14 protein-coding genes are annotated in these 18,606 nt (G+C 40.0%); 2 read left to right on the plus strand and 12 right to left on the minus strand.

Translation table 11 applies throughout. The annotated features are described in order from the left end of the window. Positions 1 to 14: 14 nt before the first annotated feature. Both gcvPA and RCG22_RS13290 read right to left on the minus strand, forming a co-directional pair. Positions 15 to 1,406 carry an aminomethyl-transferring glycine dehydrogenase subunit GcvPA gene (gene gcvPA / locus RCG22_RS13285; RefSeq protein WP_308103348.1) on the minus strand — a complete coding sequence of 464 codons (1,392 nt, stop codon included), beginning with the start codon at positions 1,404 to 1,406 and terminating at the stop codon, positions 15 to 17. Between the two features lie 23 nt (positions 1,407 to 1,429). Next, on the minus strand, positions 1,430 to 2,209 hold the full coding sequence (locus RCG22_RS13290) for an SDR family NAD(P)-dependent oxidoreductase (RefSeq protein WP_308103349.1): 780 nt from the start codon (positions 2,207 to 2,209) through the stop codon (positions 1,430 to 1,432). A gap of 288 nt (positions 2,210 to 2,497) precedes the next feature. On the opposite strand from RCG22_RS13290, the gene RCG22_RS13295 reads away from it, so the two are divergent. After that, positions 2,498 to 3,898 carry a sigma-54 interaction domain-containing protein gene (locus RCG22_RS13295; RefSeq protein WP_308103351.1) on the plus strand — a complete coding sequence of 467 codons (1,401 nt, stop codon included), beginning with the start codon at positions 2,498 to 2,500 and terminating at the stop codon, positions 3,896 to 3,898. Positions 3,899 to 4,055: 157 nt separating this feature from the next. Here the strand turns inward: RCG22_RS13295 and ebgA are convergent, their stop codons facing one another. Together ebgA and RCG22_RS13305 are read right to left on the minus strand one after the other, a co-directional pair. Continuing rightward, the gene (ebgA, locus tag RCG22_RS13300; protein WP_308103352.1) at positions 4,056 to 7,112 is read right to left on the minus strand and encodes a beta-galactosidase subunit alpha; all 3,057 of its coding nucleotides are present in this window, start codon (positions 7,110 to 7,112) and stop codon (positions 4,056 to 4,058) included. After that, the gene (locus tag RCG22_RS13305) at positions 7,099 to 8,637 is read right to left on the minus strand and encodes an amino acid permease (RefSeq protein WP_308103354.1); all 1,539 of its coding nucleotides are present in this window, start codon (positions 8,635 to 8,637) and stop codon (positions 7,099 to 7,101) included. The genes ebgA and RCG22_RS13305 overlap by 14 nt, the downstream gene beginning before the upstream one ends. 156 nt (positions 8,638 to 8,793) lie before the next feature. Here RCG22_RS13305 and RCG22_RS13310 point away from each other — a divergent pair, with 156 nt between their 5' ends. Further along, complete coding sequence (locus RCG22_RS13310; protein ID WP_308103355.1) at positions 8,794 to 9,627, plus strand: AraC family transcriptional regulator; 834 nt, start codon at positions 8,794 to 8,796, stop codon at positions 9,625 to 9,627. Positions 9,628 to 9,689: 62 nt separating this feature from the next. Here RCG22_RS13310 and RCG22_RS13315 read toward each other — a convergent pair whose 3' ends face one another. The 8 genes from RCG22_RS13315 to RCG22_RS13350 form a co-directional block, all read right to left on the minus strand. Further along, complete coding sequence (locus RCG22_RS13315; RefSeq protein WP_308103356.1) at positions 9,690 to 11,375, minus strand: amylo-alpha-1,6-glucosidase; 1,686 nt, start codon at positions 11,373 to 11,375, stop codon at positions 9,690 to 9,692. 24 nt (positions 11,376 to 11,399) lie between these two features. Beyond that, the gene (locus RCG22_RS13320) at positions 11,400 to 11,687 is read right to left on the minus strand and encodes a hypothetical protein (RefSeq protein ID WP_308103357.1); all 288 of its coding nucleotides are present in this window, start codon (positions 11,685 to 11,687) and stop codon (positions 11,400 to 11,402) included. Then, positions 11,681 to 12,706: an MFS transporter gene (locus tag RCG22_RS13325; RefSeq protein ID WP_308103359.1), complete on the minus strand. Its 1,026-nt coding sequence runs from the start codon at positions 12,704 to 12,706 to the stop codon at positions 11,681 to 11,683. Before RCG22_RS13325 ends, RCG22_RS13320 begins: the two co-directional genes overlap by 7 nt. 58 nt (positions 12,707 to 12,764) lie before the next feature. Continuing rightward, positions 12,765 to 13,595, minus strand: a complete 831-nt coding sequence (locus RCG22_RS13330) for a carbohydrate ABC transporter permease (protein WP_308103361.1) — start codon at positions 13,593 to 13,595, stop codon at positions 12,765 to 12,767. Between the two features lie 36 nt (positions 13,596 to 13,631). Next, positions 13,632 to 14,585 carry a carbohydrate ABC transporter permease gene (locus RCG22_RS13335; RefSeq protein ID WP_308103362.1) on the minus strand — a complete coding sequence of 318 codons (954 nt, stop codon included), beginning with the start codon at positions 14,583 to 14,585 and terminating at the stop codon, positions 13,632 to 13,634. A gap of 25 nt (positions 14,586 to 14,610) precedes the next feature. Continuing rightward, on the minus strand, positions 14,611 to 15,891 hold the full coding sequence (locus tag RCG22_RS13340; protein WP_308103364.1) for an ABC transporter substrate-binding protein: 1,281 nt from the start codon (positions 15,889 to 15,891) through the stop codon (positions 14,611 to 14,613). Positions 15,892 to 16,013: 122 nt separating this feature from the next. Next, entirely contained in the window at positions 16,014 to 16,805 is a 792-nt protein-coding gene (locus tag RCG22_RS13345; protein WP_308103365.1) for a response regulator transcription factor, read from the minus strand. Further along, positions 16,783 to 18,519: a sensor histidine kinase gene (locus RCG22_RS13350; protein WP_308103366.1), complete on the minus strand. Its 1,737-nt coding sequence runs from the start codon at positions 18,517 to 18,519 to the stop codon at positions 16,783 to 16,785. Before RCG22_RS13350 ends, RCG22_RS13345 begins: the two co-directional genes overlap by 23 nt. Positions 18,520 to 18,606: the final 87 nt, after the last annotated feature.

The raw sequence follows: 18,606 nt of genomic DNA on the forward strand, positions 1-18,606 counted from the left end.
ATCCCTTTCCTTTATTACTTTGTATCTATACATTCTTGAATCGCAGTTACTAGTCGATCGATGTCTTCTTTTGAGTGAATTTCTGTGACACAAAATAAGGCACATTGACCTAGTTCTGGAAAGTCCTCGGATAAGTCCTTTCCGCCAAAAATTCCATGGTCTAATAGATATTTATTGATTTCCTTCACAGATTTCCCTGTATAGCCAAAGTCAACGACGAACTCTTTAAAATTCGTTGATTCAAATCGGGACGCTACCACATTTGATATATTTCCAAGCTGCCCCATCGCATATTGTGATTTTTGCAGTATGGTCTTCCCAAGTTTATACATTCCATCAGGACCTAAGAGGGATAAATAGACTCCAGCAGTGATCCCCCATAATGCCGTTTGTGTCCCAACCGATTCCTTTCCTTTCTCTCTTAATGCAAAGGAAGTACGGTCATAAAGAACATCTCCGAAGCCATATTCACCTTCGACAACCGTTGGTGCAATCCCAAATAAACGGGAAGGATATTCTTGGATAAAGGTTAAATCATCGTGGGTAGCGATAAACCCAGATTGACCACCGCCATAGTTCATATGCATGCCGAGCGGCTGTAAATCACCACAGACAATATCAGCGCCGTAGTGGCTTGGCGGTGAAAGTACGCCTAATGAGCTCGGGTCCACACCAACAATGGTTATCGCACCGAAACTTTTTGCTAGTTTACTAATCTTTTGGCCCTTTGTTTCAACAAATCCCAAATAGGAGGGATTTTCAAAGTAAACAGCAGCGGTACTCGACGATAGCTTGACTTCTAGATCGCTTAAATTTATTTGTCCTGAATCTTCTTCATAATCAACCAGAATGCATTCAATATGTGGTGAGCAATAATTTTTGATGACTTTCAGCCGATCAGGAGAGATGGTCTTTGGTAAAAGCACCTTGTTTCGGCCATTGATCCGGCTCGCCATCCGGATGGATGTTGCCGCGGCCTGCGCCCAATCAAACGTTGGAACGTTGACCACATCCATGTCTACTAATTCAGCCATTAGGCTTTGATATTCAAACAATGCTTGATATCTGCCGTGATCTTCATAGGGATCACCAGCATAAGCCGTTAAAAATTCCGCTCGCTGATTCACTTCATCACAAACTGCAGGTACAAAGTGGTTCCAGCATCCTGCACCTAAAAAGTTTACATACTCTTGTGTGCTTTTGTTCTTGGCTAAGATGCCGTCAATATATCTTCTTAGTTCGTATTCAGAAAGCGCTTTCGGAATATTCATCTCTTTTTTATACTGTAATTCTACAGGTACGCCATCAAAAAGCTCTTCTATCGTTTGTGCACCAATCTCTCTTAGCATTTCCTCTTGTACTTCCGGAACTGTGTTTGGTATATATGGATGAGCTTGTTTTTTCATCACTTTCTCCCCTTTGATTAGTTTTACGCTAAACCGCCGCCGTCAACTGTTAAAACCGTTCCTGTCACCCAGGATGACATATCACTTGCTAAAAACAACACGCCTTTAGCAATATCTCGAGGCGTTCCAATTCTTTCAAGCGGCCGGCCGACAGCTGATGAAGCAAGAAATGATTCTTCTTCAAATTGCAATTGCTTTGCTTCATCTCTCAATAACGGAGTATCTGTGTCACCAGGGCATATACAGTTGACACGTATATTCTGGTTTCCATGGTCAATGGCCATTGCTTTTGTTAAATTTACGACACCTGCTTTTGCTGCACAGTAGGAGACCGCTTTATCTCCTCCTTTTAACCCCCAGCCTGACCCTGTGTTGATAATGCTGCCCCCGCCGTTTTTAGCCATAATTGGGATGATGTATTTCGAAAATAAGAAGGCTCCTTTTAAAGAAACATTGAGGACTAGGTCCCACTCTTCTTCGGTATGTTCGACAACTGTTTTTCTTCTAATCACACCTGCATTATTAAAGAGAACGTCAATTTTCCCAAGTTCTCTTTCTATTTGATTTGCCGCCAATTCACATTCAGTAGAAGAAGTAACATCACATTTAAAAAATGCGGCTCTTCCGCCTTTGTCATTTATTTCTTTGGCATGGATGATTCCCATTTCTTCATTAATATCAATCATGGCAACATAAGCCCCTGCTTCACTGAACAGCTTTGCCGTGGCTAATCCAATCCCAGAGGCAGCTCCCGTAATCACAATAACTTTATTTTTCAATCCGATGAGTTCTTCATAGTTCACTTTAATCTCCAACCTTCCTAAACTATTTGTTTAACAAATAAATAATTGCTGTTCTTCCTCCTTTATCTTTCACTTAATTAGTTTGCAATTATTGTGCCAAAATTGCGTTATTTCTAAAAGTAAGAAAAAGAAAGCCTGCTTCGTCCTATTTCGCTAAATCTCTGCCTAGACCTGTGTCAGAAATGACATATCTTTGTCACTATCGTCAAAACTATTTAACTATTCTAAATGTTATAATAAAATTAAACTTACATAAAAGACAAACAACCACAAGTGGGGGGAAATGATTTGTTACTGTTAAATTCAATTTCAAAAGTCATTCAGGCTTTTTCCAAACTCCTTCACGTAGATATTGCTTGTTTTAATCCGGAGGGAAAACTAATTGGTGCCACGGAGGAATATGTCAGCCAAAAGGGCAAGAAAGTGTATGTGCCATTTTTTAATACTTTATACGGGCATCACATTACCTTCCTCCATCAACCTGGGAAAATGAAAACATGTGATGGGTGCCATTTTATTAATAATTGCCCCTCAAAGGTTGAGCTAGTCCAAGACATGATAATCAATGGAAAAAAGTATGGTTATTTAACATTTGTCAGTTTTTCTGAAGAAAATGAAAAGAAACTTATCGAAAACAAGGAGTTTTATATTGAATGGCTCTCGCGCTTGAAGGAAATTATTATCTCCATATTACGAGACACCGATGGCTTCAAAGTAAAAGATTATATGGACCTCGCTAACACAAACTATATTTTTGGCAAAAGCAAGTCACATATTCAAATTCATAATCTCATTAAGAGCATTCGTAATAGTACCTCCTCTGTTTTAATTACAGGAGAAACTGGCACCGGAAAAAGTTTGCTAGCCCAGTATATTCATAAAGGAAGTCTTGTCAGTAAGGGTCCCTTTGTTGAATTAAACTGCGCTGCCATTCCAGAGAGTTTATTTGAGAGTGAATTGTTTGGTTATGAAGACGGAGCCTTTACGAATGCAAGAAGACAAGGAAAACCCGGTTACTTCGAATTAGCCGATAATGGAACCTTATTTTTAGATGAAATTGCTGATTTACCCATGAGTTTACAGCCAAAACTATTGAAGGTCTTACAGGATGGTATTATTCGGCGTGTGGGAGGGACAACAGCTAAGAAGGTAAAAGTTCGTCTTATTGCTGCAACAAATCAGTCTTTTGATGAATTAATAGCTGGGAAATTGTTTCGCGCGGACCTTTTTTACCGATTGAATGTCATTCCAATCATGGTTCCGCCATTAAGAGAAAGAATGGAGGATATCGAATTATTAGTAGTTAACTTTTTGGAAAAGTTACGAGACCGAACAGGTAAGTATATTCATTCCTTTACTGATGAGTATCTGCAATTGTTATCTTCCTATCACTGGCCGGGCAATTTACGTGAGCTTGAGAATGTGATTGAATATAGCTTGAATGTAGAAACGGGGCAAAAGTTAACAAAAGACTCTCTTCCCCACAATCTATTAAATAAACAACATTTACTTCAGGATTCTAAACCTCTCCTCGAGCCTTCTCTAGCAGAAGCAGAAAGAGAGGTTATTATTCAAAAGCTAACCCATTATGGCAGCAACTACAACGGCAAACAAAAAGCCGCCAAGGATTTAGGCATAAGCATCCGGACATTATACCGAAAAATGGAGAAACTCCAGATTCATTCTTAATATGGAATCACAAAAAGCGAAGAGCGCAAATATGCTCTTCGCTTTTTTCTTTCGACCAAAATAACATAATCCACTATCTACAATACTGACTGCCCGCCTGAGGTGGACAAAAAAGACGGTTTGTCCACAGACGGTGCCTGACACTTTCCAATATTGTTTATTTACTTAATCTACCTAATTCAACCGCTGAAGTTTCTTCTGTATTATAGGCTGAGATCCGGAACGACAGACTGAAGTCATCAAATTTACAACGGTACTTTTCTAGTTGGTCCTGGCCGCAAGAGTTGCTACCGAGGCCATTCTGTTTATAGTCAATATTTAGGACGACGTAGTCCCTTGGCTTCAAATCGACTGTATGCTTGGCAAGTTCTAGGTCACTAACTTCATAGTGTGAAGCACTGAAGTCAAATTTGCCATCAGCGATGAAAATGAGACCATTAGACTGATTATCTGATAAACTTACCCAGTCACAATCAGAGCGGTTGCCGTTTTCTTGCGGCTTCACATAGTTTGTAAACAACTCATCAACTGTCTTACTGTAAACACCGAAGTGATTCGCTTGCTTCGAATCCACATAACTTTCACCAGGTCCTCGGCCACGCCACTCTGTATCGGTAAACTCTTTAGTCAAGCGCATATTTACACCGAGCCGTGGAATCATAACCGGAGCATTTTCTTTCATGCCGGATGCAATACCGTCAATGCAGCAAACAATATCACCGTCTGGATAGATGCTGTACTGGTATTGAAGCTGATAGTACCAAGAACTGTTTGTGGTTCCGTATAAAGCATCTGTCTGCCATTCAAACACGCCTTCCTTCAGTTCCCAGCGAGCATCTTCCACGATTTCATGACCTAAATGCATGAAGTACTTTGTCCGGTAATCCGTGACATAATACATATCGTTATCGATAGGCGCACGCCAGAAGTTGAACTGCGGTCCCTTCTCAATTTGAACCTTTCCATTACGAGTTACCTCAATAATTGCCCCTTTAACAGCATCAAAGGTTACCGTAAAGTCAGTGCCGCTAACAGTTACGTACGCACCTGCTTTAACCACTTGAAGCTCACCGTCAGCATATACCTTTGGTAACTTCTCTTTATCTAGAAGGACAAAAGAAGCATTTGCTAGTTCATGACCTTTGGCTGCCCATACTGCGTCTTGTTTCAGTGTGTAAGAAAAGACGAAGTAATAGTTAGCACCGCTGATTTTTTCAATATCTTGTCCTATTGGAAGCTGAATTTCTGAGGTTTCACGCCCAGAAATCTTCGGTAGATCCACCTTAAAGGACTTAAGCTGTGTATCGTCCTCAAACAAGGAACAGGTCAATTCTAGATGATCTAGTGATAAGAAATCGTAGCGATTAATCAGTTTGAATAATCCCTTTTCGATATCAACAACTTCTGTTTGTACAGGTTCAATGACCTTTTTATATTCAGATAACGCTGGTGATGGTGTCCCGTCAGGCATGATTAAGCCATCGATACAGAAGTTTCCGTTCGTTGGGTCATCCCCGAAATCACCGCCGTAGCGATAATACACGCTGCCGTCTTCAGCAACCGTTTCAATTCCGTGGTCAAACCATTCCCAAATGAAGCCGCCCTGCAGCTTATCATATTTGTAAAATAAATCTTGATAGTCTTTCAGATTACCGGGACCATTCCCCATCGCATGAGCATATTCACAAAGAATATGTGGTTTCGCAGACTTTTCAATCACCTGATCCATGGTTAACTTCTCTTTATGCTCAAGCCAAGTGTACATCGTACTGTAAACATCCGTTACTTCGGCTTCAAAGTCTCCTTCGTAGTGAACAAGACGAGTCGGATCCATTTCCTTTGCCCGTTTCGCCATAGCACGGAAGTTGTGACCAAAAGCCGATTCATTTCCAAGCGACCACATGATAATAGAAGGATGGTTTTTATCACGCTCAATCATCCGTTCTAGACGTGAAACATAAGCTAGTTCCCAGTCTGGATCATCACTAATCCAGTCATATTTCCCTGTTAGTTCAAATCCGTGACACTCTAAGTCAGTTTCATTAATCACATACATGCCGTATTGGTCACAGAGATCATATAAGAAATATGAGTTTGGATAATGAGCAGTCCGAACTGCATTGATATTGTTTCGCTTCATGGTGATAATATCGCGCTCAATTTCCTCTTTCGTGACGACACGGCCTGTTTTCGGATTATAGTCATGGCGGTTTACCCCTTTGAACTTGATCGCCACACCATTCACAAGGAATGTTTCACCAGAGACCACAATCGAACGGAAACCAACATGCTGGCTGATGATCTCTATCGGTTTTCCATCAGCATCTTTTACCGTCATATAAAGAAGATATAAATTCGGCTCCTCCGCACTCCATTTTAGTGGTGCCTCAACAAATTTACTGAAAGGCTCATCCGCCTTTTTTTCTTCGCTAAAAACTTGCTCGCCACTAGGGTGGATTAATTCATAACTAATTGATTGCCCACACTGCTCTGTCAGCTTTACTGAAACAGATAAAGTGGCATTTTGATAATCACTGTCCAACTCCGTGTTCACATTATAATCATAAAGGCCGGCAGTTGGTCTTGTATAAAGTTCAACATCACGGAAGATCCCGCTCAGCCACCACATATCCTGGTCTTCAAGATAGGTCCCATCTGACCATTGAAACACGCGGACAGTCAAGTTGTTTTTACCCTGACGGCAAAGGCTGGTAATATCAAATTCCGCCTGAATCCGCGCTCCCTTACTGTATCCGGCAAACTCGCCGTTTACGTACAATTCGTAGGCTGAATCTACTCCATTAAACTTAAGAATTAATTGTTCCCCTTCAAGGCTGCGGTCCAGTTCAAATTCACGGCGGTAAATACCAGTCGGGTTATCGGTTGGCACACGTGGCGGAATAATCGGGAAGTTATACCATAGATCGGAATAATGCATCTTCCCATAGCCTTGCAGTTGCCAGTTGCCAGGGACAGTGATCTCGTCCCAATTTGTTGTATCAAGTTCCTCTTGGTAAAAGCCTTCCGGCGAATATTCCGGTGCCTCTAAGAACCTAAATTTCCACGTTCCATTTAATTTTTGATAGTAATAGGCATGAATTGCTTTCTGTGTTTCAGCAGCCTTGCGGTTCGGAAAACTGTTAAAATGAGCCCGGGCTGGCATACGATTGATTCCGTCTGTATGAATGTCTTCCCATCTTTTAATATTTTTCATTATTTTCCCCTCCATGTAGTTGTAATTTTTTTTCGTAACGGCGGTAACAAATCCAGGCAAACCCTAGGAATACAATAATCCCCAGCACGTTATATAGCAGAACAAATATTGGGTTAGCCCCATCACCTGCTACATTACCTGTTTTGATATATTCTATAATCACACTTGGTTCTGGGAATGTAGAAACCAGGAATGATAGAAAGAAGATTGCTAGAATTAAGAATCCAGCAAAAATCCCAAACGAACGTCCGCCCATTCTAAAGCTGCGTTCTAAATCATCCTTTTTCATCCGCATGTTAATGTAAGCAATTAACAAGAAAAGTACTGGGATGATCGCAGTGGACGCCGTCATATTAATCAATGTTTGTAAAAATGTATCCATTGAACCAATTCCGATTGCTGGGACAAGTAGTAACACAGTAACAATAGCAGCTTGTAGGTAAAGCGCATTAACAGGGTTTCCTTCATGGTTGGTTTTTGCTACCCATTTTCCAAAAATACCTTCAGGGATTTCTGAGAATAAGATTTTAACAGGAGCTGCTGTCCAAATAACAAGTGATCCAAGTGCTGCCAACATCATTGTCAGACCGACAACGTTTGTAATGATGTTGCCAATCCCATAATGCCCGCCAATAATTTTGAACGCATCGAACAAGCCATTTGAATAATTGTTTTTCAGTACATCAGATGGGACGACTAATCCAACAGCCAGACAGCCTAAGCTATAAATTAACCCAATTGCAACCGTGGAAATTAGCATTGTTTTGATGAATGACTTATTACCGCCTTTTACGTCTTTAACGTAAACACCAACACTTTCAGCACCCCCAACCGCTTGGAAGATCCAGGCCATTGTCATGAAAAAGGTCCAGTTAAATTTTGGTGTCATCGTCGAAGCATTAATGGTTTGTGCTGGTTCTTTTCCAAAAATAATAACAACCCCAAAAGCTAGAACAATAAATCCTAATCCAATAATTATTCGAGCAATCCCGGAGATATTAGTTACTTTTGAAATCCAGCCTACCCCGCGGGTGGAGACATAAGTGGCTAACCAAAATAAAACAATTGATATGAGAGAAATAATTAGCGTTCCCTTGTCCCCTTCAAACACGTTTTTACCTAAAAATGTGTAAGAAGCGTAAATAATAATTTGTGGTAATAGTGCAGTAAAATAAAATAAGTTTACAAAGAAATAGGACCACGAGCCTAGAAACGCCCATTTGTCTCCTAGGGACGTACGAATCCAGCTATATACGCCTGATTCTGAATTCTGGTTTGCTGAAGCAAATTCTCCTATCATTAGTGCAAATGGAAAAAAGTAAAACACAGTTGCAATAATATAAGCAGGTATGGTGGCCAGGCTGATACTAATGCTGTTATTGATAATACTGTTAAACGCAAAAACTGCTGTAAAGGTCATTAGCAGTAATGAGGTAGAACTGATCTTCTTTCTTGTCTGCTCCATGATGTCTCCATCTCCTTTTTTAGCCCGTTCTTGGGCAAATGTTGCAAATTGATGTTGCAAAAATAAACACAGTTTAGATTTACACCAAGATAAGTTTATTATAAAATCAGTTATATCTCATGTGCTTACGTTTTCATTGTAGTTATTTGTAGATTAACTTTCTATATACTAGTGTTGCAACTATATGTCATTATGTTGAATTGTGAGGGACAGCTGATGTTTGACTCTATTGGAATTTTTCTTACCGATGAAAAAATCGGGGAAGAGCTTTATATTTATGAATGCGGCTATGAGGATGTGAAACCGAGGGATCCGTATCAATATGAACAAATTGATTATTATTTGCTTCATTATGTCATAAGTGGTGAAGGTCTATTCTTTATAAATGGCGATGTACACAAACTAGGTGCTGGGGACTTGTTTTTGATCCCGCCACATACGGATAACAATTATTATCCGTTAATTGGGAACCCGTGGAGTTATCGCTGGATTGGATTTAAAGGAACAATATGTGACGAATTGTTAAAGAAATGCGGCTTTAATGGTGATAAGTTTACGCTATCCTATACGAAGGATGATTTTGTTGAGAAGCAATTTTCTCAGGTGTTTAACGATTGTACCAAGGGGAAATTACATGCAGGTCTAGGCCATTTATATATTCTATTAAATACATTAATGGTGGAATATGAGAGTGAGTTGAGGTATTCGTTTAACGAAGCAGAAAAATATGTGAAATGGGCGTTAGATATTATCCATGAACGCTACCATCAGACGGATTTAACCGTTGCTGCACTTGCTGAAGAAATAAATGTGGACCGGACCTATCTATTTCGTCTATTTAAAACCTATGTAAAATACAGTCCACAGCAGTACATTATTCACTATCGGATGAATAAAGCCAGTGATTTACTGCGTAAGAGCAGGTTTTCAATAAGCGAAATTAGTGAACTTGTGGGGTTCAACAACACTCCCCATTTCTCAAAACTATTTACCAAACATAAATCCATCTCACCAGCCGCTTATCGAAAACAATTCCTTAAGAAGGTATGAAAAAGGGTGTCAGGCACCGCTCGTGGACATTTGTCCACGAGTGGTGCCTGACACCAATACCCTTATTTATACAATAAATAACCGAGAATAAGGAATACGCTGGATGTCCAGGTGAATGCTGGGTCACGTAAGCCTTCACCAGTTAGCGCGTTATAGTTTTCTGCCATGCCGGATTTAGTGGCCATAGCACAGAATCTGCGGGCGATTTCCAGTCCTAGTTCCTGTTCGCCTGCAGATAGCAATCCGTCAACGATTAATAGTGTAGTTGGTGCCCAAATCGGGCCGCGCCAGTAGCCATCTTCGCGGTAGAACGAGCTAGAAGGAAGTTCCGTTGCTAACCCATACTTTGTTAAAAACCCTTTATCTCTAATCCCCTCAATTAACTTCTCTAAGATATCCCCCGGCAGCCTTTTTCCGAGAATGAGGGGTATAGATAATACTAAACTATCGGATTCAATCACTTCATGGGTACCTGAACGTATGGCCGTAAATCGCTCTCCATCCCAGAAGTGTTCAATCATTCCTGTTAACAATTGCTTAGATTGAAGCCTCCATTCCTCAGCTTCATCTTTTTTACCGATCTTACCCGCGATGTCAGCTAGCACTTCCATTTGTAGTACTAAGAATGAAGACAAATCCGGACTTTCCACCGGGGTCCCTTTATGAAAAATCGTGCTGTTATCCCAGCCGCTGTCGTTTCCATGATTATATTGTGGTATCCCATCATGATCACTATCCTGATAAGTCATCCACCAATTTGTCCATTTCTTCAGCGGTTCATAAACTTCCAATAATTTCTCAACCGTCACATAATCGCTTTGTTCCCAAATGCGTTTTAAAGTCCAACCATGAATCGGCGGTTTCGTGAAATTCCACAACGCAAACCGGTTATTCACGAAATCTGGAAGCATGCCAGTCGTATCCTGCAAGTCAAAAAAGATCATAAACTGATCCCAAGCCAGTTCAGGAGATTGTTTTGCCAAGGCCATGGCATTAAAGCAGTGATCCCAGCTCCAAATGTTCGTCATCCAATTCTTAGACATATACATGGCTGGGCGTGTTAAGATTCCTTCCCCCGGAACAACACATGACCAGGTAATGTACGCCGCCAAATACTTACCACTGCTATATTCCTCCGGGAGCGGAAGTGTATTGTGAACCCAAGCTTCAAAATCTCTCTTAACGGCCATTCGCCCCTCTTCAAAAGCAGGATAAGACCGCAGATGATAATTCGTTGTAAACTCCTCTATCACACATTCCATTTCTGCTCCAATCGAGTCAGGCAGTAAATCAGCGATAATTTTATCACAACGCTGCTCGATAAATGGTGCGTCCATTTCAATCAGACCTTTTACTGATGTAATCATATAGCGCATTTCTTGCGAGGAATGATTGACCTCCCAACGGTCTGATTCAACCATGACCGCATAATCATAGGCACCAGTAATACCTGTCAGCCTAACCCCAATACCCTTGCTTCTTATTTGTAATACATTAGCATCTGTTATACAAAATTCCACATAACCTTCCTCACTTTCAAGAAGAAGAAAACTTGGCTTGAGGATCGGTTTATACGACTGGATTTTCCCTTCCCAAACTAGTTCTATCTTGAACACTTCACCAAAGTCATTGTCCCCGTTCCGAATATTGCGAATATAAAGTGCCCCATCTCCCTTTTCCTGATGATTGGGGGAAATGGTTATAAACGAGCCGTAACGGCTGAAAGGAATTTTTTGTATATCAAACATAAGACCACCTCTTGTTCTGTTGATCTATTCTTCATTTGTTAGCTGTTCCTGATTAGTTGTATGAAAAACTCGTTTAGTTTCAAAATAATTTGGTATAATCACTTGGATAAAATATAGATAACCTATAAGCAGAAACACGCCTGTCAGTAAAAACGGAAGTGTATAATTTTTTCCAGATAGAATGCTGCCAATCACAAAGGCAATTAATGCCGAACCAATACTCCGGAATACAACGCTCATCCCTGCGTAAGCATCTCGGTCCTCATCCCTAAACGACGACATGGACAGACTGTCGACCAAATTTGTCAGCATCGTAAAAGTACCCCCCTTACAACGAGCAGCATTGAGAAAACATAGGCTGGTATGTTTAAAAATAAAATAAAACAGAAAATCACATTCACTAGATAAATATAGAAAAACGTTTTTTTCGTCCCAAGCCGTTCAATCAAAAATGGAGAGAATATGGAACCGATAAACAACGCTAAACCATTTAAGGCTAATAAAATAGATACAGATTCATTTGAGAAATCATAGCGAAACTTTACAAATAGATTCAAATAGGGCAGCAGACTGGATACCGCACCTCCGGTTAAAAACGCCATAATTGAAAATAATAATAATTTTTGACGCAGACCACGTGAAGGTTCTTTTATAAGGAAGGAACTGTAAGTTCTCCCACTCTGCCGGGGCGGTTCCTTGGTTTGTCTTTGTTCCTTTGGCAGTAATACCACCCTTGCACAAACTAATAGAACAAAAACCAGAGAAGTCACCAATAGTGTGTTTTGGTATCCGATGCCTGAAGAATCAATCCATTTGGGTAAATAGCCAGCAAGTAAGGTTCCCACACCAGTAAAGGCTGTAAAGACAGCAAACAGAAAACTATATGCTTGAGTTTCTTCTCTTTTTGAACGGGAATAATAGAATAGTAGCTGTATTTCTGTTGTTTCGACTAGCGTAAAGCCGATAGAGACAATCAGCTGGGCCATAAATAATATGAGAAAGCTTTTAGATAATGCAAATATCATACAGCCAAGTGCCACACTCCCAACGCCAGAAACCAGAAGCTTTTTCCGCCCTATTTTTTTGACTAGAAAGGTGACAATAATAGCAAAGATTCCCTTCAGTAAAATCCCCATTGAAGTAATAAAACCAATCTGCTTTTCGGAGATGCCCATTTCAATCAAATGTAGATTCAGAATCAAGGTAAACATACCGATGCTCAGCCCATACAGTGATTCGGTGGCTAAAAAGCGCTTCACACCGGGCGATAATGAAACTTTTTGTAACGACTGTTTCATGGTTGCCACCTTTCCAATAAACTTACTGCCCATGCAGGACTCCCTACTGACCAGCACCAAACTCATGTATATCCGCCCTAATTTCTGTGATTTATCCCTTTACCCCTGACTTCGATACATCATCGACAATGTAGCGCTGGGCAGCGAAGAAAAGAATAAGCGGCGGGATACTGATTAGGAAGGTAATAGCCATGATTCCCTCCATATCGACACCAAACATTCCTTTGAACTGCGCAAGACCAAGTGTCAGTGTATATTTACTCTGATCATTCAAAAACACGAGCGGTCCTAGGTAATCATTCCAGCAGTTCAGCATGCTGAAGACTCCAACTAGGATTAATATCGGCTTCATAAGCGGAAGATAAATTTTATAAAAAATTTGAAAAGAGTTAGCACCATCTATTCTTGCCGCTTCATCAAGTTCCTTTGGTATACCCATGATGAACTGGCGCATCAAAAAGATATAAAACGGAGCACCGAACCAGGCAGGAACAATCAGCGGTTTCAACGTATTGATCCAGCCTAGGAAGTTAAATTCCATATATAAAGGAATCATTGTCACTTCCCACGGAATCATCATCGTGGCTAGAAGCACCATAAATAAGAAATCTCTTCCCTTAAAGGTAAATCTCGCAAATCCATAGGCGACGAGTGCTGATGAAACGATTTGGCCAAGTGTTGCTAAGATTGTTACCGTGAGTGAATTCTTTAGAAATTGCGTAAAAGGCTGGGAAACCCAGGCTTCCTTAAAGTTCTCAAAGTGAAAGCTGGAAGGAATCCACTTGGGCGGGAACAGATAGAGCTCTTCTGGGGATTTTAACGATGTCGTTACCATCCAAAATAATGGTGCCAAAAATAACAGTGAGAAAAAAATTAAGATTCCGTATATAAAGGTTTTTTCAACCCTGCTTTTCATTTTCATAGTCATACCCCACGTATCAATAGATTGGCTGCAATTTTATTTCTTCTTCACTTTCTTCACTTCTCCTTCGTAATACACCCAGGCAGACGAGGATTTAAACACTAGCATCGTTAAGCCTAAAACAATCAAAAACATAAACCATGCATTTGCGGAGGAATAGCCCATTTTAAAATATTTAAAGGCATTCTCATAAACATACATGGCGTAAAAATAAGTGGAATTGAGCGGCCCTCCGCCGGTTAATAGCAGGGCTAAGGTCAATTGTTGAAAGGCAGCGATTATCGTTGTGATAACATTAAATAGAATGGTTGGCGTCAAGAGCGGCAGGGTGATTTTGAAAAACTGAGTTAGTTTATTTGCTCCATCAATGGATGCCGCTTCATAAATTTCACCTGAGATGCCTTTTAAACCAGCTAGGAAGATTAACATCATTGTCCCTTGACCCCAAAGGCTTGCAATCACCATGGCCACGAGTGCCCAACCCGTCTCATTCAGCCAGTTTGGACCTGTAACATCAACCAAAGATAGAAAGTAATTAAGAATACCGTATTCACCATTGAAAACCCATGCCCAGATCATCGCTAAGGCCACACCTGAAATAACGGATGGGAGGTAGAAAAAGGTCCGGAAAAAGGAGTGACCTTTTACATTTTGATTCAATAAAATCGCTAGTACTAGAGCAACAATAATATTTAAAGGAACGAACAATGCAGCGAATTTCACCGTCACCCACAATGATTGCCAAAATAGCGGATCATCCATAAACATGGTTTTGTAGTTATCTAGACCGATAAATGTTGGCTCACCGACAACTGGCCAATCATAAAAACTGATAAAAAGCGAATATAATAAGGGTCCAAGCGTGAAGGCTAGAAACCCGATTACCCATGGGGAGATAAAAAGAAGCGGGACCAGAAAGTCCCACTTTATTTTCTTTTTCTTTTTTATTTCCACATAGGGTGTTGGAGAGGCAAGTAAAGATTTCATCATGAACACCCCATTTATTTAGTATAGTCTACTTCTTCATGTATTTTTCAGAATCATCAACTGCTTTATTTAGCAGTTTCTCTGCATCCTGCCCAAGCATAACTGCATTAACAGCTGCAGACAGGTTACGGTTGATTTCATTCCAATTGCTGTTCAAAAGAAATGCAGGTGTGTCAGTAGATCGTTCAAGCATTTTATAGAACGGACTTATTAATGAATCCTGCTCCATATTCATTTCTTTAACCACACTGATTCGAACCGGTAAATCAGCCGTCCGCATTTTTATAGCTTCTGCAGAGGAATAGAATTTCACAAATTTGTAAGCAAGTTCTTTATGTTTAGAGTCCTTCGCTACAGAAACAGCTGATGAAGCAATAACCCCTTTTGCTGGCTTGTCGCCAAAGGATGGAACTTCAACCGTTCCAAAATTAATCTTAGCCTCTTTAAATCCTGCTAATGGCCAAATACCACTTTCCCACATGGCGATTTTTCCTGCTTTGAAAATATCATCACCGCTTTGCTGGTTTTTCCCGCCAACAAGAACAGCGCTTTTCTTTTTAAGAAGATTGCTTAAAATTTCAATTGATGCAATTGTTTCAGGACTGTTCATATAGCCTTTAACTTCTTTCCCGTCGTTACTGATGAAGCTGCCGCCATTGCTCCATACCAACCCTTGAAGATCATACGTATCTGGCTCTGGCACGATCCCGACACCGTATTGCTTTTTGCTAGGGTCTGATAATTTTTTTGCAATTTGCTGGAAGTCATCCCATGTCCAGCCATCCTTTGGATACGGGATGTTAGCCGCATCAAATAAATCCTTGTTATAATAGACAACCCTTGTTGTAAATCCAGCAGGCATTCCATAGACTTTTCCGTTCATGCTGGAGTAATTAAATAAACCTTGGTAAAAATCATCCATATCCATTTCTGTATCGCCTTCGAGGTACGAATCAAGCGGCTCGAGAGACTCGTAGTATGCAGGGAAATTCCACATATACATCATATCTGGCGGATTCTTCGCCCCAAAGGATGCGGCTAGCTTCTGATCAAAACCGTCACCGTAAGCTTCGACTTGAACCTTTACACCAGGATTTTTTTCTTCAAATTTTTTGGCAATATCCTGTTGAATTTTCAGGGCCTCACCGGAATCCCAGGTAGCAAAACGAAGTGTAGTATTTCCTTTTCCATCCTTCTCTTCCCCAGTTCCTTCAGATGCCTTTTCTCCTGAACTGCTGTTCGAACAAGCGGCCAAGGAGAAGGCACTAACTAGTACTAAAATCATCGCTAGCAAGCTTATTTTTCTCATTTCTGAATTCCCCCCTCTTTAGATAAAAAATTAACCGCTTTCATTGTACTTCGAATGAAAGCGGCCACATACTGAAATTCATCTTAACTTGTTCGTAATAATGTTTTAATTTTCTGTAAAGTTTACAGGATAGGGGTAAAATCGTCCGAATGGATTCCTCTTTTTGTTTGACGGTAGTCTGATGGTGTATGTCCGGTACATTTTTTAAACCATTTACTAAAATATTTACCGTCCTGCACTCCAATCTTCTCCCCAATTTCCTGTAAAGTGAAAGTGGTAGTTTCAAGCAATTCGCAAGCGGCATCGAGCTTTAACCTTTCCGTAAATGCATGGAAGCTTTCCCCTACGGATTTACTAAAAAGGGTACTAAAATGGCTTCTACTTAGGCATACTTCATATGCAATATCAACCGATGAGTAGGATTTTGAAAGATCCTTCGTGATTAGTTGAACGGCCTTTTGAATCGGTTCCGGCCATTTTTCATCAATGCTATATGTTAAGACATCTGGTTCATTTGAGTTTTGCTCATTCACTCCTGATTGAATTTCAGCTGAGAATTGTTTTAGATATTCTTCAAATTCATCATCTTGAAAGGCTGTTTTTAAGATATAACCGGAAGCACCAAGCTTAATGCCTTCCTGAGCATATTCAAAATCCCGATGGCAGCTTAATAGCAGAATTTTTGCGTTCGGGGCAGCTTGTTTAATTTTCCGAGCCAGCTCAATACCATTCTGTTCTGGCATGACAATATCTGTAATGACGACCTCAGGAGAATGTTCAAGAAACGCTTCCCAGCCTTTCTGACCATTGGATGCATCCGCTACCACTTCCATATTGTATTTCTGCCAATTCACCGTTGCCATTAACCCTTTTCGGACGATATATTCATCATCAACCACTATGACTTTGATCATTATTCATCCTCCTTTTTGGCCAGCGCATTTTGATCTTAGTTCCATCCTTTGGTTTTGATTCTATAATGAGTCCATATTCATTCCCAAAATGAAGCTTTAGTCGCTGATCGACATTAAACACGCCTATTCCCCTTGCTTTGTTTTTTGGTGCATGGGTATTAAGTAAGTTTAAAGCCGTTTGTTCATTCATTCCTTTTCCGTTATCACTTAAGGTTAGCTCAAGGAAGTCTGATTGATCCTCAATCGATAATTCAATGATTCCCTTTCCATCTTCAAAAGCATGGAAAAAGATATTTTCAAATAATGGCTGCAGGGACAACCTTGGTATCAGAAACTCTAAGCATTCCGGACTAACCCTTTCATGGTAGTCAAACATATGGCCATAACGGATTTCCTGGACTTTCAAATAGTGACTGATCGTATCGAGTTCCTTTTTTAAGGAAATCAGTTCATCAGAAAATTTGAGATTTTCATGAAGAACCTCCGTAAGATGATAAATCATTTGCTGAACTTCCTTGGCATTACTGAGCCTTGCCTTCCACTGGATGGAGTTTAACGTATTAAACAACAAATGTGGATTAATTTGATAATGAAACGCCCTTAACTCCGCTTGCCGTTTTAACCGTTCTGTCTCACCGATTTCATCAATTAATTCCTTAATTTGCTGAACCATCTGATTAAAGCTAATCGTTAATTTCCCAATTTCATCGTTTTCTTTAACAGGAATCTGAGTCTGCAGCTCCCCTACACTAACCAGCTCCATGGATTCCTTTAATTTTCTGATCCGTTTTGCCAGTGGGGCTGAAAAAACAATCGCTAAAAGAATAGCTAGGATAATTAAAAAGAAAATACCTAGCAACGTATAATTAAAGATTACTTCAGAGGATTGATAAAACAGCTTTTTAGGGACACGGATCTCAATTTTCCAGCCATAGGCATCAATATTTTTTACCCTGACAACATCACTTGAGAGTGGCTCCCTTTTCGCTTTTGTTCGGTAAATGACTTTACTCTTTTCATTATGGATGGTTACAAAGGCATGAACATCCCGTTCAAGGTACTTAATATAGGTAAATAGTTCCTCGGCATTCGTCTCAATTAACAACTTGCTTCCTTTTAAAATTCCATATTGACTCTGAATAGGTAAAACCAAGCCAATCATTGGTTCAAGAGGTTTATTGCTTTCGTAATGATCTGCAAGATAAAAACCAATCCAGCGCTCCCCTTGTTTTATTTGGCTCGCTTCCTTCCAAAATGGCATTTTAAAGAGTTTTTGAGAATTGAGATGGTTTCCCCCGTAATAATAACCGGATTCTGTGATCAAGTAGATACCTTTTGTATTAAAAGTTTTATGGGCCTCAAGGAATCGTTCAAAATTCTTTTTCTCTATGAATCCTTCATAGGTTCTTGGTATCTCCTCTTTAATTACAATTAAGGTAGGATCAGACAAATATTGATGAATATCATTTGAAACAACAAACATCTGATTAATCGTATTTTCCAATTGGTTTTCAAGCTGAGCAACAGCAAAGTTTTCATATTCATTAAATTGTCTGTTCACAATTGTGGATGACTTTTGATAGGAGAGATAACCGAATAGTAGAAGAGGTATCAGTGCCACCACAATGAAAAACAGCATCAGCTTGGTGCGAAAGCTGCCATACAATTGATTCTTAACCTTTATCGTAAAATTCTTGATAACTTCGACACTCATCTTCTGCATCAACCTTTAATGTTTTCGCATGTTATCACATTTTTCATAACCGCATGTATCTCCCTTTTTGTCTCGAATATATTTTCA

Source organism: Neobacillus nitrireducens (assembly GCF_030915405.1).
Lineage (GTDB): Bacteria > Bacillota > Bacilli > Bacillales > Cytobacillaceae > Neobacillus.

Excerpts from the sequence above, each read along its gene's own strand:
- ebgA (WP_308103352.1), bottom strand. The coding sequence starts at position 7,112 with ATGAAAAATATTAAAAGATGGGAAGACATTCATACAGACGGAATCAAT.
- RCG22_RS13340 (WP_308103364.1), bottom strand. The coding sequence starts at position 15,891 with ATGAGAAAAATAAGCTTGCTAGCGATGATTTTAGTACTAGTTAGTGCC.
- gcvPA (WP_308103348.1), bottom strand. The coding sequence starts at position 1,406 with ATGAAAAAACAAGCTCATCCATATATACCAAACACAGTTCCGGAAGTA.
- RCG22_RS13310 (WP_308103355.1), top strand. The coding sequence starts at position 8,794 with ATGTTTGACTCTATTGGAATTTTTCTTACCGATGAAAAAATCGGGGAA.
- RCG22_RS13320 (WP_308103357.1), bottom strand. The coding sequence starts at position 11,687 with ATGCTGACAAATTTGGTCGACAGTCTGTCCATGTCGTCGTTTAGGGAT.
- RCG22_RS13345 (WP_308103365.1), bottom strand. The coding sequence starts at position 16,805 with ATGATCAAAGTCATAGTGGTTGATGATGAATATATCGTCCGAAAAGGG.
- RCG22_RS13330 (WP_308103361.1), bottom strand. The coding sequence starts at position 13,595 with ATGAAAATGAAAAGCAGGGTTGAAAAAACCTTTATATACGGAATCTTA.
- RCG22_RS13325 (WP_308103359.1), bottom strand. The coding sequence starts at position 12,706 with ATGGGCAGTAAGTTTATTGGAAAGGTGGCAACCATGAAACAGTCGTTA.
- RCG22_RS13335 (WP_308103362.1), bottom strand. The coding sequence starts at position 14,585 with ATGATGAAATCTTTACTTGCCTCTCCAACACCCTATGTGGAAATAAAA.
- RCG22_RS13350 (WP_308103366.1), bottom strand. The coding sequence starts at position 18,519 with ATGAGTGTCGAAGTTATCAAGAATTTTACGATAAAGGTTAAGAATCAA.
- RCG22_RS13315 (WP_308103356.1), bottom strand. The coding sequence starts at position 11,375 with ATGTTTGATATACAAAAAATTCCTTTCAGCCGTTACGGCTCGTTTATA.